This is a genomic window from Desulfuromonas svalbardensis (genome assembly GCF_055389415.1).
Window position 1 is genome coordinate 2268119 of record NZ_AP042416.1, and the last position, 25966, is coordinate 2294084.

Sequence of the window (25966 nt, forward strand, 5' to 3'; positions counted from 1 at the left end):
TCAGTGATGAGTTTGTTGGTAGCGGCCCAGCGAAAATGCTGGGCCGTTTTCAAACAGTTTTAGTGCTTATATTTTGGGTATTTAAAGCTGTGACAGCCAGCGCACATCGGTTTACTTGATTCATGCTCAGCATGACACTCCATGCATGGAGTGTCTTTGCCGTAGTGCATATTGTTGTGCGGGTTTTGCCATGTCTCATCGGCTGGCCGCGCTGTTGCTTCAGCTAAGTCGTCGAGATCGTGGCATTCCAAGCAGGCATCGTCTGCTGGAAAGTTCAATGGTTTTTTGTTGCTATGGCATGCATCGCACGATTTGCCATCGTAAAAATCAGCGTGGAACGAGCGACCCTTAATATCCTTAAACTGCTTTAGGGTTTCGCCTGCTATGCTGGTACTAGCGATAAATAAGACCAGCACTGTGAACATCATCACTTTTGCATATACTTTCATAACGTCTCCTTATTATTATCTGAGGTCATTAGGCTTTCATCATGGTTTTGGCGGCGGTCATCCCCATGACCATGCAGTCAGGGATCGAACAGCTACCGAGGCGGCTGACACCGTGCATACCACCAGCAACTTCGCCGGCTGCGAACAGACCGGGGATCGGTTTCCAAGTGGTTGAATCGATAACTTCCGCATTGACATTGATCTTGGCGCCACCTTGGCAGTAGTGAACTTTTGGCCAGTTGCGAACGGTGACAAAAGGAGCCTTGAGGTACTTGCCCTTGGCCTTGCCCATCGGCTTGCCGAACTGCTCGTCAACACCGGACTTGACATAGCTATTATATTCAGCGATCTGCTTCTTCAACGCCTTGAGCGGGATATTGAAGTGCTTGGCCAGCTCTTCCACGGTATCGAACTTCCAGCCAACACCGTACTTGAGAACCTTCTTCATGCTTGGGTGTGCCTTGGCGTGCTCATAGCTGGTGATGGTAACCGGTGGCAGCGGCTTGCCGTTATCGTCGCGACAGGTCAACTGGGCGTCGGAACGGGTTTTGCGGTCAGCTATCTCGTTCATAAAACGCATGCCGGTTTTCGGGTAGACCGAAATCGAGTGAGCGAAGTTATAGATCGAGTAGTTGGAGACGTAACCGAAGCCGTCCTCATCAGCGGAGGCCCAGGGACCGGTCTGGATGTGGGCCATATGTACTGGCACCGCACCGACATCAAACAGTTCCAGTAGTGCTTCACCGGTGGCGGCGCCCGCAACGTTCGTCGAACCGACTTCTGCGGTCAGGGTTGGATCCTGAGCACTGCGCAAACCGACATTAAGGGCGAAACCGCCAGTAGCGACCAACACACCGCGTGCGGAACGGACATTGATTGGTGAGCCCTCTTTGCCGCGACCGACGTAGTGTCCTTTAAGAATTTTGGCACCGACAACTTTGCCTTTGTCGTCAAAAATCAAGCTGTCAAATTTAGCGCGGTTGACCATGCGCACGCCAAGTCTCTGGCATTCTCGAACCAGCGGTTGGGTAATCCCAGCGCCACAGGCGACAGTAGTCTGATAGGTTCTCGGTGCCGAGTGACCACCAAGTTGCTGCAGGTAGGGGAAATATTCGGAACCGGCATCCAGGGTAATCTGGAAGGCTTCGCCAGCATGCTTGGCAACATGCTCCAGCAGCACCTTGTCTGCCACACCACGGCCTGCTTTGGCCTGATCGGCGACCATCTGAGCCGGTGAGTCTTTAACACCTTCTTTTTTCTGCAGCGGCGAACCAGGAACTGCGAACAGACCACCGTTAAAAGCAGAGTTGCCACCGAATACTGGCATTTTGTCATAAATGACAACATCTTTGGCACCAAGTCGCTTGGCCTGAATTGCAGCGGCTAGTCCGGCAAAACCGGAACCGATGATCACCAACTCATGTTCCTGATCCCAGCGGACATCACTTTTACATGATGTTATGGCCATAGCAGGGCCAGCTAACGTGACTGCTGCACCAGCAACACCCATACCGACCAGAAACTTGCGACGATCTGCTTGTTGGCTCTTTTTCTCTTTCATACGAACCTCCCAGAATGTGGTTGTCACCCCGTTGTTGGGGTGGGTAGCGCCATTTCAGGACGATCCGCCTGAAGTGTGGCCTCGTGTGGAAAATGATTTCATAACGGTGATACGTTTGTGAATTGTATGTTGAGCTGGGCACCAGTTATTTATCAAATTTATTGTTGAATAAATCGTAGCAGATTTGCCTGGGAAGGCTAGGGCAGGTATCGGGGTTTAATCGGGTAAAAACGACTACCCGATCAATGAAAGTGACTGTTTCTAGGTTTTATTTTGTGATCAAAGGAGAGGGCTGACTTGTTCCAACATGTTGGGCGATGGTTTAATCGGCACCTTATTGGTATTTGATGTAATTATGGTTGTTCCGCTGCAGCGTGTTGGCCAGCAATGCGGCCAAACACTAAGCAGTCGACAATCGCATTACTGCCGAGACGGCTCGCACCATGAATTCCGCCAGTGATTTCACCCGCAGCATAGAGGCCGGGGATCGGTTGTTGGTTGCTGATTGACAATACTTGAGCCTGCTCGTTGATTTGTACGCCACCCATGCAGTGGTGCACTTTTGGTAGCAGACGGATCGAGTAGAACGGTGGGTTTTCAATGGGTTTGAGGTCATTGCTCAGTTGTTTACCGAATTCACCATCGCGGCCACGAGCTAGCGATAAGTGGTAACGCTCCAGTGTTTCGCGTAGCGCTGGCAGAGGAATATTGTCCGCTGCGGCTAACTCTTCGATAGAGGAAAACTCTTTGACCACTCCCTGCTTAAGACATTTATCGAGAGTTGTGGCTTTTATCACGCCAAGGCTATCAACAATGGCAACAGGAATGCGATCGTGATACAGCATGGCATCGGTGCGTAATTTACGATCAGAGAGTTCGTTGACAAAGCGTTTTCCTGTGTTGGCATCCACCATAATTCCATATGGAAAACCAGCAAGCAGGGTGAACATGGAGCCTACCCCCCAACCCTTCTCGTGGAATGATGCCCATGGCCCAAGTTGAATCCACGATAAGTGAATAGGAGTCGCGCCAACCCGTAATGCTGAGAGTAAGCCTTCAGCTGTAGCACCCATCTGGTTCGTACTGTCGATACTTTCGTTTAAACGTGGATCTTGGGTCATGCGAAAATTGATATCGCGGCCGAAACCACCCGTAGCCATAACCACTGCTTTGCGGGCGCGGATCCGTTTTAACTGACCAGAGTCTTGTTGCGGAAAAACGTAATCACAGCGTACCTCAACTCCGTCAATTCGACCTGTTCTATCAGTAAGAAGTTGGTTGAGCAGGGTTTGCATCTGTACGGGTATTTCAAGTTCGCGGCACTTAGCTAGCAAGGGCTGAATAATGCCAGAGCCGGTACTGGTGTCGGTGATATAGGTACGCGGGACGCAGTGGCCACCAAGGTGATTGAGGGATTCTTTATATTTCACCCCAAGGGTGTCTATCGTCCAGTTTAGAACTGCCGCTGATTGTTCAGCAACCATGCGTGCGAGCTCTTTGTGGTTAAGCTGCATACCCGCTTGCATCATATCTTCGAGCATTTGTTCGGCAGAATCGGTAATCCCCTCTTTGCGTTGCAACTCTGAATTTGCGACCGCCAGTAAACCACCGCTAATTGCCGAGTTTCCGCCCGGTATGCGCATTTTTTCCAGCACAATCGTTTTGGCGCCCGCTTGCTGTGCTTCAATTGCTGCGGATAAACCAGCAAAGCCAGAGCCAATAATCACAACGTCATATTCTTCGTCCCAACGGGGGTTGTTAGTCGTCATAATAGAATCCATTCTGGAAAATCATTTTAGTTGCCGTCTGTAGCGCCAAGGTCGCAATTGCGGTTGATTAAAAATGTATGCAGATTGACATCTTTACCGCGCAAGCAGAGTTTTTTACGGATGTTTTTACGATGAGTTTGAATCGTTTCGAATGAAAGATTCATCGCATCACAAATCTCTTTACCTGTTAAACCAGCTTTGATGAAGCGACAAATTTTTAACTCACCTTTACTTAATTTAAGTAAGTCGGCATCCAGTTCTGTCTCAAAGTCGGTTGTTAATGCAATTAATTGCGCCTTGATGAGATCAAGGTAGATGGTGTTAACCTGGTCATCTTTTTCGTGACGAACCTTTTCGAGTCCGGGTAATAACCCTGTACGAATTCTGTGCGTTAAATTTTGTTCGAACTGTTGACGGTCACTCTCAATACTCTTAAGCACATTACGCAAGGTAACATTCATCTCTTCGGTCTGGAGTTTCTCATCACGTAGTGTTGATTCAAGGGCCAATTGTTCGCTGGTGTCGCGAACGATCACTGGCCAAAATTTTTGATTGTCGAGGTCCATTCGAGTCATGGTGATTTCGCAGGGGAAGGTTTTTCCATCGACATACACACTGGTCACCTCAACATGGCGACGTTGACCCTCAATGAGGTTCTCCCTTAATGCAGCAAGTTTGTTGCATCCTGCATCATCCGTCAAGGAGCTAAACGTCGTGCCAATCAAAATTTCAAGGGGGATGCCAAAGATTACACTCGCTTGCTGGTTGGCCTTAACAATCTCTCGATCGCTATCGATAAGTAAAATTCCTTTACCAACGGACTGAAAGATCGCATCAAGCATTTTTTCCGAATTGGCAAGCGCACGTGTTCGTTCGCTCACGCGCCGTTCCATTGCTTGACGGTGATCAACCATGCAGGTGATGTCGTTAAGCAGTAGCATGATCCCTTGATTTGATAGCGGATTCTTGGATAAAGGCAGGGCTTGTAAATTGAAAACTTGCGAAAAATGATCGCGGGTAAGAGTTATCTCATGCACCTGATTTGGGGTGATTTGCTGTAGCAGTTCATCAAGGGTGTCACTTGGCAGATCAAGAATGTTGCCGCAAAACTGGCCAATAAGTTGCTGGCCAGAGAAAAACACTAAGGCTTCCGGGTTGGCCTCGATAATTATTCCTGCATTATCTGTTACTAAAACAAGATTCGATGTCGCGGAAAAAATACTTTCGTAGGTGTTTTTTTCACGTGTTAATTGGCGGTTAACCCGTTGAAGGTCTCGTGTCTGTTGATCTATATCGTCATGGCATTCTTTGCCAACGATTGCTGTCTCAATCCTGTCAGTTTGGCGTTGAAGCAGTCGCAATGCTTTAAACTTGATGTGGTCGGCAATGATCACCGCTTCAATGAGGTCTTCAATGGCCAGACGCATCGCCTTAAAGCAGATGATACACATCTCGGTGGTCATTCCGCTTGCTCTTTGCTGGTGCGCTAACGTGACAAAAAATTCAGTTTGACTGGTCCGTTGATGTGTTGGTGACCTATCGAGTGACTCAAGCGGTTTCAGTGTAGCGAGAAGGGTGTGAAAGGCCTGTCTCGAATCGCTGTGACCAACAAAGATCGACTCATAATAGCTGGACTGTTGCAAATGGTGGGTCCACAACTCTAGATAATTATCTAACTGATCATCAAGTTGTTCGAGAATGTCATCAATCATCATATATTTGTCCAAGTAGGATGAATGTAACTTTCTTTAGCTGATTGTTAGCTGAGGGTGCAGCGAACTGCACCCTCGTTAGTCGTATCGTGTTAAATTTTTACCAAGGTGCGACCGCTGAGTTTTCCTTTGAGGATCGCACTAATCTTATCTTCAAGCTCATCCAGTGACACTTCGGTAACGGTTTCTTCCAAGTTCTTCAGTTTCCAGTCACTCGCTAATCGTGCCCATGTTTGAATACGGTAGCTCATCGGGCATTCCGCCGAGTCGATACCAATGAGGCTGACACCACGCAAGATGAATGGGAACACGTTGAGGTTCAACTCCATCGAAGCCACCAAGCCACAGCAGGTTACAACACCACCATAGCGGGTTGACTTAATCGCCGCTGCCAGAGGCTCACCACCGGCAACATCGACAACACCAGCCCAACGCTCTTTCATCATCGGCCGATCAGCCCCCTTCATCAACTCATCGCGGCTGATGACCTCAGCTGCGCCTAAGTCAGTGAGGAACTGAGCCTGCTCAGGCTTACCAGTCGCCGCTACAACGCGGTAGCCGGCTTGCGCTAGGATCGACACCGCGATGCTACCAACCCCGCCCGTTGCACCAATGACAAGCACATCGCCATCACTGGGCTTAACGCCGCCTTGTTCCAAGCGTAACACTGAAAGTGCCGCCGTAAAACCAGCCGTACCGTAGATCATACTCTCGCGTAGCGATAAACCTTCAGGAAGTTTGAGCGCCCACTTAGAAGGTACGCGAATATATTCACCGTAGCCACCTGAGGTGCCCATACCGAGGTCATAACTGGTGACAATCACCTTGTCGCCAATGGCAAAAGCATCACTGTCACATTGAACCACTTCACCCGCAGCATCAATACCGGGTGTATGGGGGAATTTGCGCGTAACCCCTGGGTTTCCCGTAGCGGACAGGGCATCCTTAAAGTTCAACGATGAGTAATGCACCTTAACCAGGAGATCGCCTTCAGGAAGGTCAGCAATCGCTTTTTCGCCAATGGTACGAGTAAATTTCTTCGGTTCAGGTTGTTCAACAATCATCGCTTTAAATAACGTGGGACTCATCATTGTCTCCTTGGTGTTGATGTTGGTTAATTGTCTAATTAAGTGTAAAAGGTAATCTGTGTTTGGCAACTAAAGTTATTTGAACCATTGTTTTTGCTGCACAGTAACAAATTCATATGAATTCTTGATTGATATGATAGCTTTGCATAATAGTTTTAAAAAAGTAAGTACCTACAATTAAGTATGGTAGTATTGTTTAGTATACTAATGTGTAATATTGATAAGTTATGTGTTTTTATAAGTGTGTTGATTTAAGGTAGAGGCTGAGGTTGGCCAACGGTAGACATGATCCCTTAACTCCTTATTTCTGAAATCTAACATTAGAAGTGAAGGGCTGATAGGCCGCAGGACTAACCGTTCCGATCAACTGACTGGGAGGCATTTTTTCTATTTTATCACTGTACCAGCAACATTACTCCGACTAGGGCAAGAAAGAACCCCACAAACACACGGAAAAATTTCTGGGGCATTCTGCTCAAAAACTTTTTTGCCAAATACGCCCCCACAAAAGATATGGGAACACACACAATCAAAGCATACAGCAAGTCAGTTTCCATTCGTGTGCCTCCCCAAGCGTAGCGTGATACACGGGTGACATCGATGAATAATGCGATCAAGCCGGATGTGAAAACATAGACTTCTTTCGGAAGATTAAATGCGGCAAGAAAAGCACCTCGAACCGCTCCGCCTACACCAAAGAAACCTGCGAACAAACCGGAAAGCACCCCCCCCACAGACGGTGGTGCCCTGGGTCTTTGGCAGGGACCAATCGTGCCTCAGAAAAAGAAACATGACGTAAAGAATCAAGAATACACCAAGAATTTTTGGGAAAGGTAGGCCTGAGACCTGGAGCGAGAGTGACGCACCAAGGAAGCTGGCGATAATGCCGGAAAGGCCGAACCCAAGAATAAGCTTCCAGTCAAATCCCGTTTTGAATAAAATGACTTTCCACACATCACCACACAGGTGGATAATGCCAACGAAAAGTAATGCTATAGGAATCGGTACAAATAGTGCCAGCACAGGCATCATGATTGTTGATGTGCCGAATCCTGTTGCCGTACCGATTCCAGATGCAACAAGTGTCAGCAAGCAAAGCAGCAATCCCTCGGTCATTTTCTTATTTTCCTTCAGGTCAACAATGAATTCGCGAAGCTTACTTTGCCGCAAATATAAGCCAACCGATGATCTGATCCCTTTTATTGTTTCCTGTCTTTGAGTGATGTGTTTACTAGGCATTCCTCCTCTCTAATTCGAGAAGAGGAATGCCTGAAGTAACACTCGACCGGTCAAGTCAATAACTCTGACCGGTCAGGGTTATTGGCGCAAAACAAAAAGTAGCGTTCACCTAAAACAGTTGCTAAGTTTTGGTGGATGACCGCTCTAAGGGGCCATTGAGAATTCCCAGACAAATGGTCCATCCATCAAGATCCCTGCCATATCCGATACGTATATCAGCGCAGAATAGGTCACTCCGGAGCGTAGCCCTGCGGTTGGCTTTAGGGTCGCGGTAGTAAAGTCGTTATTGAATGTGACGGTGACCGGTATGCCGTCAATGAGGCCAAACTCGAAGGGTGTAATCGATTCATCGAAGTTTACTTGCATCAATGAAGTGATCGGCACATCGTCTTCGCCCTTCGGGGGAGAAACTGACAGTACTAGCGGGCCTATCACATCAGCTTGATTTCCTGTTGTAAACTTCCATTCCACCGTTGTTTCTAGATCGTTCCCTGCCAAATCCTTGATGGTTCCCGCCACCGAGGCTGTATAAACAGTACCGGCCATGAGGTTGGCGGTTGGCTTGAACAGGGCTGTTGTGCCAACATACGTAACGGTTCCATCCACCGGGGCTGTCCCGTTGAGTGTCAATGCCTGCGCGTTGATCGTGAAAGGATCAATCGGCTCATTGAATGTGACCGCAATAGCAGTGTTAAGTGCGACTGAGTTTGCGTTTACAGCAGGATAGTGGCTCAGGACATCGGGGGCTATTAAATCCGCATCGCTGGTGGTGAATTGCCAAATATAATCTTCGACCAGCGTATTACCCGATAAATCCTCAATATCAGTGGTGACCGTGGCAACATATGTATCCCCGAAAACAAGGTAGGAGTCGGGGATAAAGGTTGCGGTTAGGCTAGATTCATCGTATTCAACAGCACCGACGATAGCATTCCCGTACTCATCGTCCACTAGGATGGAGTACAATGTGATCGTGGCAGGTGCGATGGGCTCATTGAACGTGACTGTGATGGCGCGGTTGATTGCCACCGACGTGTTGTTAAACTCCGGAATTGTGGAGAGGACATATGGGGCCACTGTGTCAGCAACCTCCACTGTGTCAACAACCTTCACTGGTGGAACAACGATGGCATCATCGCCACCTCCACCTCCGCCACCACATGCGAATAAAGCCAAAACAGAGAAAGAATACGCCACCAAAATAATTAAACGTTTCACATTTACCCCCTTAAGAGAAAGCAAAAAATGTGGAGTCCCTGAAATAGAAATCCACCTACAATAAAACAAATTAATATTCATTTATATGTTAATTATTGATTAGATGTCATTATTGTAGTGTGTTGGAGAACTTGATATTTATATTTCTTAATCATATCAGGCATAATTAATCTGGCAACACATGTCCGGATATAATTTTACACAGCTTCCTGCATGGGATCATAGGCCAGCGGATCCTCGTACGCGAATTCATACCGGGAAAGCCTAGGGGACGTTGTTGACACAGTGGACAGGATTGTTTCCAAATCAATGTATCATTAGTTCCGCTCCAAAATCTTACAAATAGCCGAAGTCGAAACACATAGTATTCGTGCCACCGTTGTCGGCGTCATCCCGTGACTCCGTACTAGCTTTTGGGTGATCTCTCTACGTGCAATGGATACAATGCGGCGCTTACTCCCAGAACATAACTCCTCTGATGTAATTGAATATTGAGTACAAATCAGTTCAATATATTCATCCGCTAACCGTTGTTTTTCCTGCGGTGAGGTGGGGGCTAAATCTTCATCCTGATGACGTAAAACCTGCTCAACAAATTCACCATTTCCCAATATCCGACTATCAAAAAGTTCAGATTGATCTTTACCGCCTGCTTGTTCTCCCTGCGAGCGACGCAAACCACCACCAACTAGCTCTGGTCGTTCTCCTTGATCTAAACCTTCGATCATAAACTGTTGATACTTTCTGATCGCTATCTTACGTTTCTTACTAAAATGGAGCAGCACCTCATCGCACGCTTGCCAACTCTTTTTGTTGCCCTCAACCAGCGTCGCATGGCCACACCACGGGTAAGAGTTTAGCGCTTCAATGTCATCAACAATTCCCGCCCTAACAGGGTTGAGGTGGATATAGCGCACTAACTCCAAAAAATAACACTCATCATCACATACAAATGACTTGTAACGGTTCTGAAATAGATGGCCGTGACGATGGTGACGCAAATTAAACCGAATCGCATGGCCCGTTAATAGCCGCCGCATAAAACGCGACAAACCATAATGATTACTACGTACCAACAAGTGAGCATGGTTATCCATCAATGCCCATGCATAAACCTCAATACTGCACTCAATCGCTAACCGATTTAACCGAGCAACAAAATCAAGGCGATCGGTATCATCTTTAACAATCAAGAACTTTTCAATACCACGAAAAATAACATGATGCAGTAACCCTGGGCTGTCGAGTCTTGGTTGGCGTGGCATGGTGGCTCCTTTTGTTGATGGTATGGAGGGTTTGAGTATTGTAATGCAGTAAGTTGAGCGTGTCAACAACGTCCCATCTGGGGTTGCTATACCTCGAAAAATAACATGATGAAGTAACCCTGGGCTGTCGAGTCTTGGTTGGCGTGGCATGGTGGCTCCTTTTGTTGATGGTATGGAGGGTTTATGTAAGTTGAGCATGTCAACAACGTCCCCTCTTGGGTTGCCAACGTCCTCTCTGGGGTTGCCTTTATCATTGTTTGAACCACAGAGAAAGTGGTGGTAGGATCAATGCAATGACAAATAGTATCTTATAACTTCTAGTACGCATCGACATTTCCTCATTTGCTGTTAAAATTATATTTAGATATATCTAGAGTGATTGTTGGAACTTTACTACTTAATTCAATATATCATAAAGATTTGTCATTTTGACTACTCGACATTTTTTACCGGCATTCGACAAAAATGTCGAGCGGCGACTTTTTTTCGAGTGGTTAAGATGCGCTTCTTATTGTGTGTTGAATGAGCCTATTTATTCCAACAACCTGATTAGCGTAATCGCTTGTAATTAAAGTGATTATTTCCACTTCTGAGCAGGGGTAGGAAAACAAGCCGTTTTGAGTTCCTGTGGTGTGGAAATTGCATGTAAATAATAACTAACATTGGTTTTTATTCTCTAACCCAATAATGGGGTATCGATGAAAGTTCATTTTGATAATAACCAAGGCTTTAGCCTTATTGAATTACTTATCGCTCTAACGATTTTTGCTATTGGATTGTTAGCATTAGCGGGCATGCAAGTGACAGCAATACGAGGTAATTCCACAGCGCATTCTTTAACTACCGTTACAGATTTAAGTGATGGCTTGATTGAACAATTGTGGGCGAGATCTGGTGATGATCCTTTACTTAGTATGGCTGTTAATGATGTAGCGTGGCCAGAAAATTTTCAGCTTCCTGATACGCCCGCTCAATGGGAACTTGCTGGTGGAGGCACTCTTAGTGCTACCTATACTATTGTGCCAAATCAACCAATTGCAGGTGTATCTCAGATCTCAGTTGTGGTGGCTTCCAATACTCGTACGCTGACTAAAACTGCCATGAAACGTACTTTTTAAGTTTATACGGGAAAATTGAATGAAACGATTAGGTGATAAAGGATTTACCCTTATTGAATTGTTGATGGTGGCTGCCATTATGGGCCTTGTGATGATGTCTGTTTATAGTCTGTATTTAAACACGCAGGACACCGCATTAACTTCAGAAGAGGTGGTTGATGCGCAGCAGAACTTACGTGTTGCTCTCGATAATCTAGTGATTGATATTCGCATGGCGGGATTTTTAGTGCCAACGGTAAGTGGTGCGATCGTTAGCGCTCCTGCAATTTTATCAACAGGAGGTCCATTCACTTTTAATGCTCCAGTTTCAACAGGATCCTATGCTCGATCAATGTCTACGTTAACAATAAATGGCGGTGGACAAGGTGATATTACTGTTGATGCTCAGATGGGTGCTGGGTTTATCGATGGTGACGAAATTATGGTGGTTAATCCTATTACTCTTGCTGTTGCTGGTACTGTGACAGTTGTAGTAGCCGGTGTCGCAGGTGATACTCTGACGGTAAGTGTTGCAGGTGCAGCAGTGGCAATTAGTTCGCGAGATATGTTGTTGCGGGTAGTGACTGAAGACACTACTTTCCCCGTATTGATTGCTTATCAGCTGGTTGATGATCCCGAAAGTGATGATGCTGCTATGTTGTTATTGCAGCGCAGCATTAATGGTGCAGCCGCTGCAACTGTTGCATCAAATATTACAGAAGTAGAGCTAACCTATCTTGATAGTTTTGGTGCTGATAGTTCTGCTGATTTAGATCAGATTCAATCTGTTCAAATAGTTGTTTCGGCTAAAACTGAAGATAATCGGATCGGTAAAAATAAAGTAAGGCAGCTTCAGACTGTCGCTAAAGTACGAAACATGTAGGGGGGAATTAAGAGTGAAATCTTTTAAGGAATATAAATATATTATTCGGTGCATAGACAATGAGAGAGGTGTTGCGCTCATCTTGACCTTGTCTATGCTGGTTATTATGAGTTTGCTTGGTGCATTGGCTCTCGATACAACAAATACCGAGTTGCAAATTACATCGAACCATCGTGTTGCAAGTGAAGCCTTTGTTGCTGCAGAATTGGCTGTCGAGTATGCGGCACAAAAAGCCTTAAATGATCGCGTTGCGACCGATTTATCGGCTGATATGGTTTTGAATGCGGCGATGCCCGATGGAGCAGTTCTTGCGGGTGATGGTCGTAATAATATCGCCGCATACACAGGAACAATGCCTACCGCGATGATGAGCGGAACAAGTACTGATGCATATCAGGGTAATATCTATCGTACTGGTGACCATGAAGATGCCGAAGGTAGTGCTGCATATTATCGAGTTGAAGTTGAGGCAACAGCTCATGGTCGAAGTAGCGCGAGAATTGAAAAGTTGTTTGTCAATCGCGCTGGGCATGTATTTTAAAAAGTCGATTGCATCGATAAAAGGGATTTGATAATGAATAAATATTATTCTTTAATTGTTCTATTGGTATTTGCAAGTGCGACAGCTTGCTGTGCGTATCCAGATTATTATGGAGGAGATGCTGCTGTTTATAGTGGAGATGCTTCGGGGGTTCGTCCTAATATCATGTTTCTGATTGATAATAGCGGAGCAATGAAGGCACTGGGAAGTCAGGAGCCTTATGACGCAACTGTAGACTATTCGGCTTTATTGGATGACGATGCTGAGATTTTTCAAAGTGATCGTGTGTATTTACGTAATGTAGCTAATGCAAATATTACAAATTATCAAGAGACAAAATTTACGGTTGATGAGGTAGAGTGCAGTAAAATTGTTGATGTGCAAGGTTCATATGATCCAGAGGATTTTGATGGTAGTTATAAAGATGATTATGCTATCGGTGATGGTTATGATGATGTTTCGGGTGAGATCCATCCTCGTTACGCCTTGGAGCAAAACGGCTTTTGGTATGGGGCATTAGGCCCACAGGGTGATTGCCCGAATAATGAAAATCAATGGGAAAATTATTTCACAGGAAATTTTAGGAATTATTTAAACAATTCTCAAGATCCTATAAGTAGGACTGATTGGTTGGCGCTCTCTCCAGATCTACGATTGGGCGTTGTCGTGAGTCCTAGTGGTTACGATCTGAATTTTAAGTGCATTGAGATAGCTGGCGATCCTGGTGCTGAAGAACCTAACTGGAACCCTGAAGTGTTACCCGATGGTCCTGTTTCTGGCACAATTGTGCATGATGGTGATGTCACATGGGAGGCGTTAGGTACTGTCCTTGAGATGGTTCAATACCAGATGAAGACGGTTGTTTTTGATCAAGTACGCGATAAAGCTAACATGGGGTTAATGACATTTGGCGATAATAATCATGGTGGAGCGATTATTGAGCCAGTTCTTGAAGCAGGCCCTTTTGATATTAATGGTGATGACAATTATCAACTACTTATTGATGGATTAGATCAACTTTCTGACCTTGTTAATGGTAATACACAGCCAGTAAATGAATCCTTCTGGGATGCTAATCTGTATTGGATCGGTGAGTCTGGCAGTTCTGCTGGTATCTCAAGTGATAAGGTTTCCTATCCCACACCGATAGAACATTGGTGTCAAGGAAACCATCTGGTTGTATTGACAACGGGTAGTGCCGGCAACAACGCACAAACACAAACTAAGGTTGGTGATGTCGATGGTGATGGTAATTTAGGTCTTGTCGATGATGTTTCTAAGCTGATGTATGACAGTCTTGATTTGGAAATCGATGGTTATCAATCTAAAGTTAATACCCATATTATTCAATTAATGACACCCTATGTGCAGCGACTTGAGTTTGCTACCGATGAGTTTCATGGCAACGGTAAGTATTATAATATCAAAAACAATCAAGAGTTGATTGAAGCATTGATCGATATTGTTGGCGGCATTTTACAGGAAAATTCCTCTTTTGTTGCTCCTGTTGTTCCTGCAAGTCCTGATAATCGAGCGTACAGTGGACAACGAATTTATCTGGGGTTCTTTAAACCGATGAACGATGAGCCTTGGTATGGAAACCTTAAAAAATTTGGATTAGGGTATGACAGTAGAATAAAAGGGTTTGATATTAACGACACAGTTATTAATGCCACATATGTTTATCCTGATGACACAACTAATCGTCAGTTGGATGGTTATTTTTTGGTTGATAAAGATGGTAACCCAACCGTGCGATCGTACTGGGAGACCTCAATGGACGGTGGCGAGGTTAATTTAGGGGGCGTTGGTGAAAAGCTCCTTGAGAGGGATATCTCTGATCGTAAAATCTATACTTGGTTGGGTGCAGAAGACGAAGTAGACGAAGGTGAAGTAGACGAAGGTTATCCTTTAATAAGCTTTTCTGAGTCGACTTCAGCGGTATTGGATGTAGATGAAGATGAGCGCGATAATCTTATCAAATATATTAGCGGTTATGATTCTTATGCCGATTTTTCCACAGATACATCGGCTAAACGTCGTTGGATACTCGGTGACATTATGCACTCTAAACCTGTGGTGTTGAACTATAGTCATTATGAAGTTACTGATGCGAATGAAGCTGATCCTGAAATCAATAAAGCCTATATTTTTGTTGGTAGTAACGACGGTATGCTGCATGCTTTTAATGATGCGACAGGAGAAGAGGCGTGGTCCTTTATTCCTCCTGATCTGTTGCCAAACTTAAAGTATATTCATGGCACCGATCAGCATGTCTATTTTGTTGATAATGCACCTGTCATCTATGTTTACGATAAAGATGGTGACGGAACAATTTTACCTTCAGATTCAAGTGATGCGGACGATAAAGCGATATTGATTTGTGGCATGAGGAGAGGGGGCGGTCTTAGCACAATTGCAGATTCAGCACTATCTCCTTCTCCTTCATATGGGTCATATTTTGCTTTGGATGTGACTGATCCAGAAGTCCCTACTTTTTTATGGCAGATTAATAGTGAAACCACAGATGCGGATGAATTAGGCCAAACATGGAGCTTGCCGCGTTTGACAAAAATACGCTCAGGAACAGATGATGATCCTGTTACTAAGATCGTCGCTGTATTGGGTGCGGGATATGATACCAACGAAGATCTGCGTTTTGGTGCAACCCAAACATTCCCAACGACCACAAGTTCGTCGACAATTACTTCGAACGCTGAATCTGGTGCTGATGCTGTTACCAGTGAAGGTGATGGGGCCCCATACTCTCCACGTGGGCGTGGGCTGTTTGTTGTTGAGGTTGCCTCTTTGCCATCGACAGGAGAGCTCTCTTTTACCGGCTCTGGTTCAATCCTTTGGGGGCATCCAGTTGTTGATTCTAATAATATGACTTTTAGCGTGCCCAGTGATCCTTTAGTTGTCGATCGCGATAGCGATGGTTTTACTGACCATATTTATATCGGTGATACGGGTGGTCAATTGTGGCGTTTTAATATTGAAGATAGAGTTGAATCTAATTGGACAGCAACTCGTATTTTTAACGCTAATGTCGATGGTCAGTTGGATGTCGGCCGTAAGTCATTTTATAAACCTACCGCGACAATTAGTGGCGAAGATACCTTTATTTATTTCGGTACTGGTGATCGCGAACATCCACTCAATACTGCCGTTGTTGATCGCTTTTATGTGGTCAGAGATCGACAAGGTGGTGATGACTTGTGGAATTACAGTAGTACCCTTAATGAAACTAACTTGGTTGATGTTACAGAGAACTTGTTGCAAAATAACCCTGCCCAAGCAGTTCTAGACAATACTTTAAGTAAATTGACTCCTCCTTACACGGTTGGAGATACAACCTATTATGGTTGGTATATAAAGTTTGATGAGCACGCGGGGGAAAAAGTGCTTGCTGTGCCTAAGGTATTTAGCAATATTCTTCTTTTTTCAACCTATACACCTGCTGTTATTGATGAGCTAAGTGATGATTATGATCCGTGTCTTGGAGCTCTTGGTCCGGCTAGACTCTACGCTGTTAATGCACAGACTGGGGAGGCCGTTTTTAACCTGTATGATGGAAACGACACAACTGATGAAAATGGAGATGTCGAAGTCCTCGAAAGGCCCGATCGTTATATCAACGTTGGTGATGGAATATCGTCAGAACCTTTGATTATCGTCAACAATACGGGGGCAGTGTCAATCATGGTTGGTCGTGGTGGCGGTTTCTTTAATTCTGGGGCTGTTCAGACAATTGATCCCGTGTTTCCAGTGTACTGGATGAAGTGGTGATAATTGGGTTGTGTGTAATAGGTATATACAGAAGGAACACTACATGAATAAACAGGGGTTTACCCTTATTGAACTCGTTATTGTCATCAGTATTATGGGTGTTTTAATGGCGATTGCTATTCCAGCAACACGCGGTTGGCGAGAGAGTATACAACACAAAGAGGTTGCTCGTAATGTTTTGTCTGTTTTGCGTCATGCACGAAGTCAAGCCGTTGCTGATAGTCGGGAACGAAGCGTAACAATTGATATCGGCAATCAGCGTTACTCAACTTCGTACTCTTTAGAAGGGAAATCGTTTCCAGTTACATCACCAATTGAAGCACGCGATAGTGATGGTGTTGGCGTAGCGTGGAAAACTGGTGGAACATTTGTTGTGAAATTTCGTCCACAGGGGTCGTGTGATACTGAGATATATGTTCGTGTTAATGGTCGTGATGACCTTGTTGTACGAATCGATTCTACTGCGACAGGTCTTGCACGTTTGTAACCGATAGATGTTTTGAAACAAAAATGCCCTCAACATCAGTTGAGGGCATTTTTGTTTGGTTTGTTAGTGTGCTCGCTCTACAAGGTAGGCTTTAATCTGTTCCGTATCGGCATCGATGAGATCGCAGCGTCGTTCACGTTGTTCAATCCCTTCTAACGATGCTGGCATCTGTGGAGGCTGACCGATGGCTTGCTGTACGGCTTCACCAAATTTTTTGGAAAGCCTAGGGGCCATTCTATATGACCAACGTCAACTAAAATAATCCCTACTGTAAAATAAGTTAGTTAAATATCCATCCCTATTTTGAACGAACCACTCCTGCTATATCAACACGTGGCGTTAGTCTCACAACTTGGCGAACCTTGAGTTTGATCGTTACAAATATCCGGCATCCCCCGTCCTCAATGGGAGCGCGGCCGCCTCATCATTCCTTATCAATCTTCAAGACTCCAGTGAGATGTCCGTGTTTGTCCCGCCCGAGGTCTTTATGCCTCAACGTTGTTGATCGGACTCATCTCGCTAATGGCTATTTCGAAGGTGGTGTTATACCTTGAAATATCTAGAATCGAAGACTTCGTTTCATCATTGTCCACGCGACGATAAAACGTTTTGCGGCTAATTTGATTCGCATTTTGGTTTTAATGCGCGTTCTAGTTCTCGCCCTTTGAGTAGTCGTGTAAAGTAGTTTCTGATGGTTTCATCTTGGTAACTGGCAATCAGGGCTGCTTGATATAACCCATAGCTTAATGTGGCTTTGCCCTGTTTAGAGATTACGGGTACGACACTGTTGCTTGTTTTTTCACTGCGTGATGCACTTAAATCAAGTCCTGCAAGGCGTAATACTTGTTTGCGGTTGGTAAAGCGATGGGCATCGCTAATCGCACCAAGGGGCATTGCTGAGATGATTGGCCCAAAGCCGGGGATGGTTATAATACATCGATATGATGAGAACGTTTCTCCAATGTGTTTAAGTTGCTCCTCTAAGTCATGTTTGATCTGTCTGGTATGGTAGAGCTGATCGACAATCATCTGTCCCTCCCATGCAGCAGCTCGGGGAGGAAGCAACCGACAGATTGTTGGCTTTGTTCCCATATGGTGCGTAGCCGTTTTTCATAGCGAAGGTGGCGCCGTGATAGCTTGTATTGCTGGCGAAAAGTTTCAAATGGTGTTTTTTGCAATATGTACTGGATCAAAGTCTTTAGCGATGATATCGAGGATCAAACCATCTTGACCTCCCGATGGCATCTGTTTATCGAGTTCAGGAAAGTATTGGGCTAGCAGATTGTTGCGGATACGCATTCGTAAGCCGTTTTCTGTTTTTTAAGCTTATTACGATACGCAAGGAGACTGCGTAACTCTCTGATGTCATTAGCAGCTAGATCGTAATATTGACAACGACTTTGACCGATGAGATCGGCAATGTTTGTAGCATCTTTGGTGTCGTTTTTATCTCAATGACCATCTAGTAATGATCGGTTATGTTTGACTGCAACATTAGAAGCATAAACAAACTGCTCATTGTTACGAATCAGATATTCAGCATAGAAAGGGGGTCAAGTCTGCTGTTGACTAACCTGTAGTGCGAGGTGAATTTATATGGCGTGACCATTACGAATTGAATAGCTGGGTACTTTGCCTTACGTGATGAATCTTGGACAATCTTACTCGGATAGATTATTCTTAACACTTGCTAGGGTAACGAGTTCACAAGAAATCATAAAATTGGAGTAAATAATCATGTTGTATGTTGTTCATTGTATCGACAAGAAAAACCATTTAGACGTTCGTATGGAAAACCGTCCTGCTCATGTTGAGTATTTAAAGAGTTTTGGCGAAAAGCTCAATGCAGCGGGGCCAACTCTTGATGATGAGGGCAATATGAATGGTTCGGTTGTGATTCTTGATATAGAATGCCGTGAAGAAGCTGAAACGTTTGCTGCAAACGATCCTTATGCTAAGGCGGGTTTGTTTGAAAACGTGACCATTAGTACCTGGAAAAAAGTGTTACCTGCATAAACTATTTTAAGCGCTTCATTCTTCGTTCAATATGGGAGGTCACTGTAATGATACAAGTTCAGATGCTACCAACCAATCAAGATAATTATTGTTATGTTATTCACTTGGGTGGCTCAACGGTTGTTGTTGACCCAGGTGATGCTCAGCCTGTTTTACAGTATATCGAACAACATGGCTGTACGTTGTCAGCGATTTTGAATACCCATATGCATCAGGATCATTGCCAAGGCAATGAGGAATTAAAGCGTGTTACGGGTTGTACCATCATTGGTGCTGATAAACGGATTCCTGTTGTTGATGTTGTTTTAACGAATGAAGAAACGTTGTCACAGCTTGATTGTTCATCGGTTTCTCAGGACAGTGGCGCGATACAAGTTGTTTATACGCCGGGGCATACGACAGCGGATTGTAGTTATTATATCCCCGCTGATGATAGTTTTCCTGGTGCGCTGTTTAGTGGAGATGCGCTGTTCTCGGGTGGTTGTGGACGTGTTTTTGAGGGTACAATGGAGCAGCTGTTTGATTCGCTCCAGCGCCTTAAATCATTGCCACCTGAAACACTTCTTTATTGTGGCCATGAATACACGTTAGACAATTATCGCTTTGCCGAATATGTTGAACCGAATTCAGTTGTTGTGCGCAACAAGTTGCGTGCCGTCCAGTTGCAACGTGAACGTGATGAGGCGACAATTCCTGTTCGGTTGGCAGAAGAGTTAACGACCAATTCATTTTTACGCACCAATGATTGCGCGTTGCGCAAGGCTTTGAAGATGGAAGAAAATTCAGAGTTAGAGGTGTTCACTGAACTGCGTAAACGAAAAAATCGTTATTAGACCATCAATGATATTGCGTACCGCTTCTTAGTGAAGTGGTACGCTAATCTTCACTTCGGCTCCATCGATATTATCGACGCCGTCATTCATCATGCTTCCCTGTTCATCGAGTAAAACTCCACCACTAATCTCTGTTTTCTGTGCGCCATCGGACTGTTTCGTTATCCGCACGGGTGCGTCTGCTGTAATCTCTTGATCTTCTTCGTTATACAATTGTTTAAGGGATTGTTGTGTCACGTCTAAATTAATGGGTGGCGTAGTGATCTGAACTGCTGGCTGTTTAATTGGTAGTGTTGATTGTTCTGTTAACGCAGGGTGTTCCTCAGTTGAGGAAGCAGGTTCTTCTACTTCAACGGGTTGTGGTGTTGATGTTTCGTGCTCAGATTGGCACGCCGATAACATTAATGTGGAGAAAATCATTACTAGGAAAATTTTATGTTGATAAGGCATGGTGGGATAATCCTTTTATTGATAATAAAAAGCCCTCGACAATTTAGTTGAGGGCTTTTTCTTTAGTTAGTGTGCTCGCTCTACAAGGTAGGCTTTAATCTGTTCCGTATCGGCATCGATGAGATCGCAGCGTCGTTCACGTTGCTCAATCCCTTCTAACGATGCTGGCATCTGTGGAGGCTGACCGATCGCCTGTTGTACCGCTTCACCAAATTTTGCAGGGTGGGCGGTGGCCAAGCACACTACAGGAATATCGGGATCGCTCAGTTCTTGCCCTGCCTTCACTCCAACAGCGGTGTGTGGGTCGAGCACATATTCAGTCGCCTGATAAAATTTAGTGATTTGATCAAGGGTCTCTGCCTTGTTGACTGTCAACGATGCAAAGTCTTGTCGAACCTTCGCTTGCAGTTGTTCGTCAAACTGTAAGCTGTTGCTGCCGGAGAAGCTCTCCATCAATGCCTTGAGTGATTCACTATCTTCATCGAGAAGATAAAATAGATATCGCTCGAAGTTGCTTGCAATTTGAATATCCATCGATGGCGATAGGGTTTCAACGACGTTGCCGACGGAGTAGTCACCATCAAGGACAAAGCGGGATAGGATGTTGTTCTCGTTGGTGGCAAGAATGAGTTTGCCAATAGGGAGTCCCATCCTTTTTGCCATGTAACCAGCAAATATATCGCCAAAGTTTCCAGTTGGTACCGAGAAGTCGATCAGTTTACTCTCGGTTTCTGGTTGCACACGACTGTAGGCATAAAAGTAGTAAACGATTTGCGCTAAAACACGTGCCCAGTTGATCGAGTTAACCGCACCGAGGGAGTATTCCGATTTGAAATCAAGATCACCAAAGGCCTCTTTAATGATGCGTTGGCCGTCATCAAATGTGCCACGAATAGCAAGATTAAAGACGTTGGCGTCGGTGACGGTGGTCATCTGAAGTTCTTGAATGGGTGATACCTTGCCGTGTGGGTGCATGATGAAGATGTTGATTTTTTCTTTGCCACGTACACCATAAATGGCGGCACTACCCGTATCGCCCGAAGTTGCACCAAGAATGTTCATCTTTTGGTCACGCTCTTCAAGCAGGTATTCAAACAGGTTGCCGAGAAATTGTAACGCAACATCCTTGAAAGCAAGAGTAGGGCCATGAAATAGTTCAAGAATATAAACGCCATCTTTTTTAACGACAGGCGTGACATCGGGGTGATCAAAGGTCGCATAAGAGCGGTCGATCAGCTCGCGCAGGTCAGCGCTATCAAAATCATCACCAGTGAACCTGGAGATAATATTGAAGGCAATCTCTGCGTAACTCATGGTTGAAAAACGGATTAGATCGTCGGCACTTACTGTTGGTATGTGTTCTGGCAATAATAAACCACCATCGGTAGCAAGGCCCATCATTACCGCATCTTTAAAGGATATGTCGCGAACCTGGCCGCGAGTACTCATATAGCGCATGGTTTTAAGTCTCCATTGATGTGTCAAATAAACGTTAACTATATCAGGATTGTGCATAGATGAAAAGAGGGCGTTGCGTGTGAAGTAGGATGGTTTTTTATAGCGGATAAAAAGACGGGGGAACCAATTGGTTCCCCCGTCTTAGTTCGGTCTGTTTAACGATGGTAAAGATTAATGGAAGCCGTTATTAATCTCTTGATCGAAAGCTTCCTGAGCATCAACGACAGCAACCGCTGCCATGTTGACAATATCGTTAACTTCATCACCGCGCTGTAAAATATGAACAGGTTTTTTCATTCCCATGAGGATCGGACCAACCGCTTCAGCACCACCTAATTTGCTTAACAACTTGTAGGAGATGTTGCCTGAGTTGAGGTCAGGGAAAATTAGTACATTTGCATTGCCTTTAAGCTGTGAAAATGGATATTGCTGCTCAGTTAATTCAGGGTCAAGAGCAACATTGGCTTGCATTTCACCTTCAACAATGAGTGCTGGTGCCCACTCTTTAACAAGTGCTGTGGCTTTTTTAACTTTGGTTGTAAAGGGGTGGATGGCACTGCCAAAGTTAGCAAATGACAGCATGGCAATGCGTGGTTCAACATTGAATTGACGTGCTTTTGCCGCAGCAAGTATTGCTGTTTCAGCAAGTTCTTCCGCTGTTGGGTCAATGGTTACCGTGGTGTCAGCACAGAAAACCACCTCTTTTTTAAACACCATCATGTAGAGGCCGTGGACACCACTGACAGAAGGTTGCTTGCCAATCACTTCAAGGGCTGGGCGAATGGTTTCTGGGTAATGGTGGTTAACACCTGAAAGCATCGCATCAGCATCACCCATGCGAACCATCATGGCACCATAATAGTTGCGCTCGCGACAAATAGTACGACTCGCTTCAGCAAGGGTGACCCCTTTACGTTGACGAAGGCGGAACAGCTCTTGTGCATATTCATTATGCTTCGGGCTACCTTTAGTGTCGATGATCTGCACACCATGTAGATCAAGGCCAAGGGTTTTGATCATGTTTTTGATCTTATCCTCAGGGCCAAGCAAGATGGGGATGGCGATCTTTTCATCAATTAAAATTTGTGTGGCACGCAGGATCTTTTCATTGTCACCCTCAGGGAAGACAACCCGCTTACGATCTGACTTCGCCTTATTGATCAGGGTACGCATGACCTCTTTGGAGCGACCTTGTAGTGCTTCAAGTGCTTCGGTGTATTTATCGATACAACCGATGTCACGTGTTGCCACACCGCTATCAATGGCTGCTTGAGCAACCGCTGGTGCAACATGTAGTAATACCCGTGGATCAAAGGGTTTAGGAATCAAATAGTCACGACCAAATGAAAACTTGGTGTTGCCATACGCTTTGACAACCGAATCAGGCACATCTTCTTTGGCGAGATTCGCCAGCGCTTTAACCGCGGCCATCTTCATCTCATCATTGATAGCTGTAGCGTGAGTATCTAATGCGCCACGGAACAAAAATGGGAAGCAGAGAACATTATTAACCTGATTAGGGAAGTCACTGCGTCCTGTACCAACAATGGCATCGCTGCGAACTTTCATTGCGTCGGGAGGGAGAATCTCTGGATCAGGGTTCGCCATGGCAAAAATGACGGGATCTTTGGCCATTGATTCAACCATCTCTGGTGTTACAGCATCCTTTGCTGAAACGCCGAAAAAGACATCGGCATCAACCATTGCTTCAGCAAGAGTACGGGCTTCGGAGTCTGTTGCTAGGCGAGCCTTATACTCATTCATCCCTTCGGTGCGGCCTTTATAGATGACCCCTTTGCTGTCGCAAGCGATCATGTTCTCAAGTTTTGCACCGAGGGTTAGGGCCATCTGTGCACAGGCAATCCCTGCTGCACCAGCACCGTTGACGACAATCTTAATTTTTGTAATATCTTTTTTAATGATTTCGAGGGCATTTAGTAGCCCCGCATTGGCGATGATGGCAGTACCATGTTGATCATCGTGAAATACGGGAATATTCATGGTTTCTTTAAGTGTTTCTTCAATATAGAAACATTCTGGAGCTTTAATATCCTCAAGATTAATGCCACCGAAAGTTGGTTCAAGAAGTTGCACGGTGCGAATAATATCATCAGGATCTTGAGTGTCGAGTTCTATGTCAAATACATCAACATCGGCAAAGCGTTTAAAGAGAACTCCTTTACCCTCCATAACTGGTTTGCCAGCTAGTGCGCCAATATTACCAAGGCCTAGAACAGCACTACCGTTTGAAACAACGGCAACAAGGTTGCCTTTTGCGGTGTATTCATAAGCAGTTTTTGGGTCTTTCTCAATTTCAAGACAGGGTTCAGCAACCCCCGGGCTGTAAGCGAGTGATAGGTCACGGCTTGTGTCACAAGGTTTTGAGGCGATAACTTCAATTTTTCCTTTGCGACCCATGCTGTGGTAATCGAGTGCATCTTGCTTTTTAGACATGTAAATGTTCCTTTCGGTTTTAGTCTGGATAAAAACAGGGGAATCAAAGTGCGACAAGTAAGTTACGTTTACCAACCAATCTAAAGTGACTTTTTAGAAACGATTGCGAGGAAACGTTTTGTACTGCTGTTTCATGTGTAAATGTTTTAGTTACGGTAAAAAAATAACATAGACTTGTGTATGGAAAGTTGTCAAGCGTAATCGGCCAAATGTAACCATGTTTAACAGGTGTTTGGTTTTTCACTTTATCGCCAATTTAATGCTGTTTTTAGCAAGGATTAACATCGGTGGTATAGGGTGATTAGTCTATGTTGTTTTGGTTAGTTGACTCAATTTCATTCTGTGTGGCAATAGATTTTTAATGGCAAACTGAAAGTTATAAAACTAACATTTTTATTAAAAGTGAATTTTATGTTTACATAAGTAAACAAACGGCGTTTGTTTTTTTCTGTTTTCTGGTTTGATATGTAAAGTGGTGAAAATAAAATAAGTTGTCGAGAAGTGGTGAGACAGGTTTACTCGTATCCAATGAAAGTGCTATTATTCTGTTTATTTTTGAGTAATAAAATAGTTCCCCACATATATAAAGGATTTAAAATCGTGATTATTGTAACGGGTGGTGCAGGATTTATTGGCAGTGCAATGGTTTGGCAGCTCAATAAAATGGGTCGTAAAGATATTTTGATTGTTGATTCACTCGGCCATAGTGAAAAATGGAAGAACTTAGCTCCGCTGAGTTATGCCGATTATATTGAAAAAGACGATTTTATGGAGCTGGTTGTTTCAGATCAACTTCACGATTATTTTGACCTCGGTGAGGATGGCTTAGAGGCCATAATCCATATGGGGGCATGTTCGGCAACAACGGAACTTGATGCGCGATATCTAGTGCATAATAATTTTGAATATACGAAGCAAATGGCGTTGTTGGCCCTTCATAGTGATGCTCGATTTATCTATGCATCCAGTGCCGCTACTTATGGTGATGGTGCTCAGGGCTTTAAGGATGATGAAGCTGCACTGAATCAATTGCGACCCTTAAACATGTATGGCTATTCTAAGCAGATGTTTGATCAATGGGCGCTGCAAGAGGGAATACTCGATAAAATTGTTGGCCTTAAGTTCTTTAATGTCTTTGGTCCAAATGAATATCATAAAGGTGACATGAGTTCTTTGGTGATTAAGGCCTATCGTCAAATTTTAGAGACAGGCAAAATTGGTTTGTTTAAGTCGTATATTCCAGAATATGGCGATGGTGAACAGATGCGTGATTTTGTTTATGTCAAAGATGTTGTTGATATGGCACTTTATTTTCTGAAAAATCCCGATGCTAATGGAATATACAACATTGGTAGTGACGGGGCTAATTCATGGAATGCTTTAGCGACTGCTATATTTGCAGCTTTGGATAAAGAGGTTAATATTGAATATGTTGAGATGCCCGATTCATTACGGGATAAGTATCAGTATTACACCTGCTCCGATGTGAGTAAATTACGCGCAACAGGATATGATGGTAAACAACGTTCATTGACTGATTCTGTTTGTGATTACGTGGTGAACTATTTGGTTCCTAATCATCATTTAGGCGATTAAATTTAGCGATTATAGCTGCATGAATGACCGAAAGGGCTTCTTATGTAAGGGGCCCTTTTTG

The 25966-nt window shown here is 44.6% G+C and carries 23 protein-coding genes and 1 pseudogene; 8 read left to right on the plus strand and 16 right to left on the minus strand.

What is annotated here, in order from left to right:
- Positions 1-59: 59 nt before the first annotated feature.
- The 9 genes from ACZ5KY_RS10210 to ACZ5KY_RS10250 all read right to left on the minus strand — a co-directional run bounded on the left by ACZ5KY_RS10210 (position 60) and on the right by ACZ5KY_RS10250 (position 10301).
- The gene (locus ACZ5KY_RS10210) at positions 60-449 is read right to left on the minus strand and encodes a cytochrome c3 family protein (protein ID WP_464243794.1); all 390 of its coding nucleotides are present in this window, start codon (positions 447-449) and stop codon (positions 60-62) included.
- 28 nt (positions 450-477) lie between these two features.
- Positions 478-2010 (minus strand): flavocytochrome c, encoded by a 1533-nt coding sequence (locus ACZ5KY_RS10215; RefSeq protein ID WP_464243795.1) that lies wholly within the window; start codon positions 2008-2010, stop codon positions 478-480.
- Positions 2011-2363: 353 nt separating this feature from the next.
- Positions 2364-3779: a flavocytochrome c gene (locus ACZ5KY_RS10220; RefSeq protein ID WP_464243796.1), complete on the minus strand. Its 1416-nt coding sequence runs from the start codon at positions 3777-3779 to the stop codon at positions 2364-2366.
- A 26-nt stretch (positions 3780-3805) separates the two neighbouring features.
- On the minus strand, positions 3806-5494 hold the full coding sequence (locus ACZ5KY_RS10225; RefSeq protein ID WP_464243797.1) for a PAS domain S-box protein: 1689 nt from the start codon (positions 5492-5494) through the stop codon (positions 3806-3808).
- Between the two features lie 89 nt (positions 5495-5583).
- A complete protein-coding gene (locus ACZ5KY_RS10230) occupies positions 5584-6579 on the minus strand; it encodes a YhdH/YhfP family quinone oxidoreductase (RefSeq protein WP_464243798.1) in 996 nt (331 codons plus the stop codon).
- Positions 6580-6974: 395 nt separating this feature from the next.
- Positions 6975-7313 carry a TSUP family transporter gene (locus ACZ5KY_RS10235; protein ID WP_464243799.1) on the minus strand — a complete coding sequence of 113 codons (339 nt, stop codon included), beginning with the start codon at positions 7311-7313 and terminating at the stop codon, positions 6975-6977.
- Positions 7231-7818, minus strand: a complete 588-nt coding sequence (locus ACZ5KY_RS10240; protein WP_464243800.1) for a sulfite exporter TauE/SafE family protein — start codon at positions 7816-7818, stop codon at positions 7231-7233. The genes ACZ5KY_RS10235 and ACZ5KY_RS10240 overlap by 83 nt, the downstream gene beginning before the upstream one ends.
- Before the next feature lie 144 nt (positions 7819-7962).
- Positions 7963-9036, minus strand: a complete 1074-nt coding sequence (locus tag ACZ5KY_RS10245; RefSeq protein WP_464243801.1) for an Ig-like domain-containing domain — start codon at positions 9034-9036, stop codon at positions 7963-7965.
- Positions 9037-9353: 317 nt separating this feature from the next.
- On the minus strand, positions 9354-10301 hold the full coding sequence (locus tag ACZ5KY_RS10250; RefSeq protein ID WP_464243802.1) for a transposase: 948 nt from the start codon (positions 10299-10301) through the stop codon (positions 9354-9356).
- A gap of 698 nt (positions 10302-10999) precedes the next feature.
- Between ACZ5KY_RS10250 and ACZ5KY_RS10255 the strand changes: the two genes are divergently transcribed.
- The 5 genes from ACZ5KY_RS10255 to ACZ5KY_RS10275 are packed head-to-tail and all read left to right on the plus strand — an operon-like array spanning position 11000 to position 17098.
- Positions 11000-11419: a type IV pilus modification PilV family protein gene (locus ACZ5KY_RS10255; RefSeq protein WP_464243803.1), complete on the plus strand. Its 420-nt coding sequence runs from the start codon at positions 11000-11002 to the stop codon at positions 11417-11419.
- Between the two features lie 19 nt (positions 11420-11438).
- Positions 11439-12281, plus strand: a complete 843-nt coding sequence (locus ACZ5KY_RS10260) for a PilW family protein (RefSeq protein ID WP_464243804.1) — start codon at positions 11439-11441, stop codon at positions 12279-12281.
- A gap of 13 nt (positions 12282-12294) precedes the next feature.
- The gene (locus ACZ5KY_RS10265) at positions 12295-12822 is read left to right on the plus strand and encodes a pilus assembly PilX family protein (protein WP_464243805.1); all 528 of its coding nucleotides are present in this window, start codon (positions 12295-12297) and stop codon (positions 12820-12822) included.
- 33 nt (positions 12823-12855) lie between these two features.
- On the plus strand, positions 12856-16611 hold the full coding sequence (locus tag ACZ5KY_RS10270; protein ID WP_464243806.1) for a pilus assembly protein: 3756 nt from the start codon (positions 12856-12858) through the stop codon (positions 16609-16611).
- 43 nt (positions 16612-16654) lie between these two features.
- The gene (locus tag ACZ5KY_RS10275) at positions 16655-17098 is read left to right on the plus strand and encodes a pilus assembly FimT family protein (RefSeq protein WP_464243807.1); all 444 of its coding nucleotides are present in this window, start codon (positions 16655-16657) and stop codon (positions 17096-17098) included.
- Between the two features lie 63 nt (positions 17099-17161).
- Here the strand turns inward: ACZ5KY_RS10275 and ACZ5KY_RS10280 are convergent, their stop codons facing one another.
- From ACZ5KY_RS10280 to ACZ5KY_RS10295, 4 genes and pseudogenes are all read right to left on the minus strand, one after another.
- Entirely contained in the window at positions 17162-17332 is a 171-nt protein-coding gene (locus ACZ5KY_RS10280; RefSeq protein ID WP_464243808.1) for a hypothetical protein, read from the minus strand.
- A gap of 381 nt (positions 17333-17713) precedes the next feature.
- The gene (locus tag ACZ5KY_RS10285) at positions 17714-18127 is read right to left on the minus strand and encodes a transposase (RefSeq protein ID WP_464243809.1); all 414 of its coding nucleotides are present in this window, start codon (positions 18125-18127) and stop codon (positions 17714-17716) included.
- Positions 18128-18256: 129 nt separating this feature from the next.
- Positions 18257-18397, minus strand: coding sequence for a hypothetical protein (locus tag ACZ5KY_RS10290; protein WP_464243810.1), 141 nt, complete (start codon positions 18395-18397; stop codon positions 18257-18259).
- Positions 18373-18534 (minus strand): annotated as a pseudogene (locus tag ACZ5KY_RS10295) (hypothetical protein); the annotation flags it as partial. The gene ACZ5KY_RS10290 and the pseudogene ACZ5KY_RS10295, both read right to left, overlap by 25 nt.
- Positions 18535-18835: 301 nt before the next feature.
- On the opposite strand from ACZ5KY_RS10295, the gene ACZ5KY_RS10300 reads away from it, so the two are divergent.
- On the plus strand, positions 18836-19114 hold the full coding sequence (locus tag ACZ5KY_RS10300; RefSeq protein ID WP_464243811.1) for a YciI family protein: 279 nt from the start codon (positions 18836-18838) through the stop codon (positions 19112-19114).
- 47 nt (positions 19115-19161) lie between these two features.
- A complete protein-coding gene (gloB, locus tag ACZ5KY_RS10305; RefSeq protein ID WP_464243812.1) occupies positions 19162-19947 on the plus strand; it encodes a hydroxyacylglutathione hydrolase in 786 nt (261 codons plus the stop codon).
- 27 nt (positions 19948-19974) lie between these two features.
- On the opposite strand, the gene ACZ5KY_RS10310 is transcribed toward gloB, so the two are convergent.
- From ACZ5KY_RS10310 to ACZ5KY_RS10320, 3 genes are all read right to left on the minus strand, one after another.
- The gene (locus ACZ5KY_RS10310) at positions 19975-20397 is read right to left on the minus strand and encodes a hypothetical protein (protein ID WP_464243813.1); all 423 of its coding nucleotides are present in this window, start codon (positions 20395-20397) and stop codon (positions 19975-19977) included.
- Positions 20398-20463: 66 nt separating this feature from the next.
- Entirely contained in the window at positions 20464-21855 is a 1392-nt protein-coding gene (gene thrC, locus ACZ5KY_RS10315) for a threonine synthase (RefSeq protein ID WP_464243814.1), read from the minus strand.
- Between the two features lie 171 nt (positions 21856-22026).
- On the minus strand, positions 22027-24309 hold the full coding sequence (locus tag ACZ5KY_RS10320; RefSeq protein WP_464243815.1) for an NADP-dependent malic enzyme: 2283 nt from the start codon (positions 24307-24309) through the stop codon (positions 22027-22029).
- Between the two features lie 600 nt (positions 24310-24909).
- Between ACZ5KY_RS10320 and rfaD the strand changes: the two genes are divergently transcribed.
- Positions 24910-25905: an ADP-glyceromanno-heptose 6-epimerase gene (gene rfaD / locus ACZ5KY_RS10325; protein WP_464243816.1), complete on the plus strand. Its 996-nt coding sequence runs from the start codon at positions 24910-24912 to the stop codon at positions 25903-25905.
- Positions 25906-25966 lie beyond the last annotated feature (61 nt).

Bases quoted from the DNA above. Each gene is read 5' to 3' on its own strand.
- ACZ5KY_RS10210 (WP_464243794.1), bottom strand. From the start codon at position 449: ATGAAAGTATATGCAAAAGTGATGATGTTCACAGTGCTGGTCTTATTT.
- ACZ5KY_RS10215 (WP_464243795.1), bottom strand. From the start codon at position 2,010: ATGAAAGAGAAAAAGAGCCAACAAGCAGATCGTCGCAAGTTTCTGGTC.
- ACZ5KY_RS10220 (WP_464243796.1), bottom strand. From the start codon at position 3,779: ATGACGACTAACAACCCCCGTTGGGACGAAGAATATGACGTTGTGATT.
- ACZ5KY_RS10225 (WP_464243797.1), bottom strand. From the start codon at position 5,494: ATGATGATTGATGACATTCTCGAACAACTTGATGATCAGTTAGATAAT.
- ACZ5KY_RS10230 (WP_464243798.1), bottom strand. From the start codon at position 6,579: ATGAGTCCCACGTTATTTAAAGCGATGATTGTTGAACAACCTGAACCG.
- ACZ5KY_RS10240 (WP_464243800.1), bottom strand. From the start codon at position 7,818: ATGCCTAGTAAACACATCACTCAAAGACAGGAAACAATAAAAGGGATC.
- ACZ5KY_RS10250 (WP_464243802.1), bottom strand. From the start codon at position 10,301: ATGCCACGCCAACCAAGACTCGACAGCCCAGGGTTACTGCATCATGTT.
- ACZ5KY_RS10255 (WP_464243803.1), top strand. From the start codon at position 11,000: ATGAAAGTTCATTTTGATAATAACCAAGGCTTTAGCCTTATTGAATTA.
- ACZ5KY_RS10260 (WP_464243804.1), top strand. From the start codon at position 11,439: ATGAAACGATTAGGTGATAAAGGATTTACCCTTATTGAATTGTTGATG.
- ACZ5KY_RS10270 (WP_464243806.1), top strand. From the start codon at position 12,856: ATGAATAAATATTATTCTTTAATTGTTCTATTGGTATTTGCAAGTGCG.
- ACZ5KY_RS10275 (WP_464243807.1), top strand. From the start codon at position 16,655: ATGAATAAACAGGGGTTTACCCTTATTGAACTCGTTATTGTCATCAGT.
- ACZ5KY_RS10280 (WP_464243808.1), bottom strand. From the start codon at position 17,332: ATGGCCCCTAGGCTTTCCAAAAAATTTGGTGAAGCCGTACAGCAAGCC.
- ACZ5KY_RS10285 (WP_464243809.1), bottom strand. From the start codon at position 18,127: ATGATTGTCGATCAGCTCTACCATACCAGACAGATCAAACATGACTTA.
- ACZ5KY_RS10290 (WP_464243810.1), bottom strand. From the start codon at position 18,397: ATGCGTATCCGCAACAATCTGCTAGCCCAATACTTTCCTGAACTCGAT.
- ACZ5KY_RS10300 (WP_464243811.1), top strand. From the start codon at position 18,836: ATGTTGTATGTTGTTCATTGTATCGACAAGAAAAACCATTTAGACGTT.
- gloB (WP_464243812.1), top strand. From the start codon at position 19,162: ATGATACAAGTTCAGATGCTACCAACCAATCAAGATAATTATTGTTAT.
- ACZ5KY_RS10310 (WP_464243813.1), bottom strand. From the start codon at position 20,397: ATGCCTTATCAACATAAAATTTTCCTAGTAATGATTTTCTCCACATTA.
- thrC (WP_464243814.1), bottom strand. From the start codon at position 21,855: ATGCGCTATATGAGTACTCGCGGCCAGGTTCGCGACATATCCTTTAAA.
- ACZ5KY_RS10320 (WP_464243815.1), bottom strand. From the start codon at position 24,309: ATGTCTAAAAAGCAAGATGCACTCGATTACCACAGCATGGGTCGCAAA.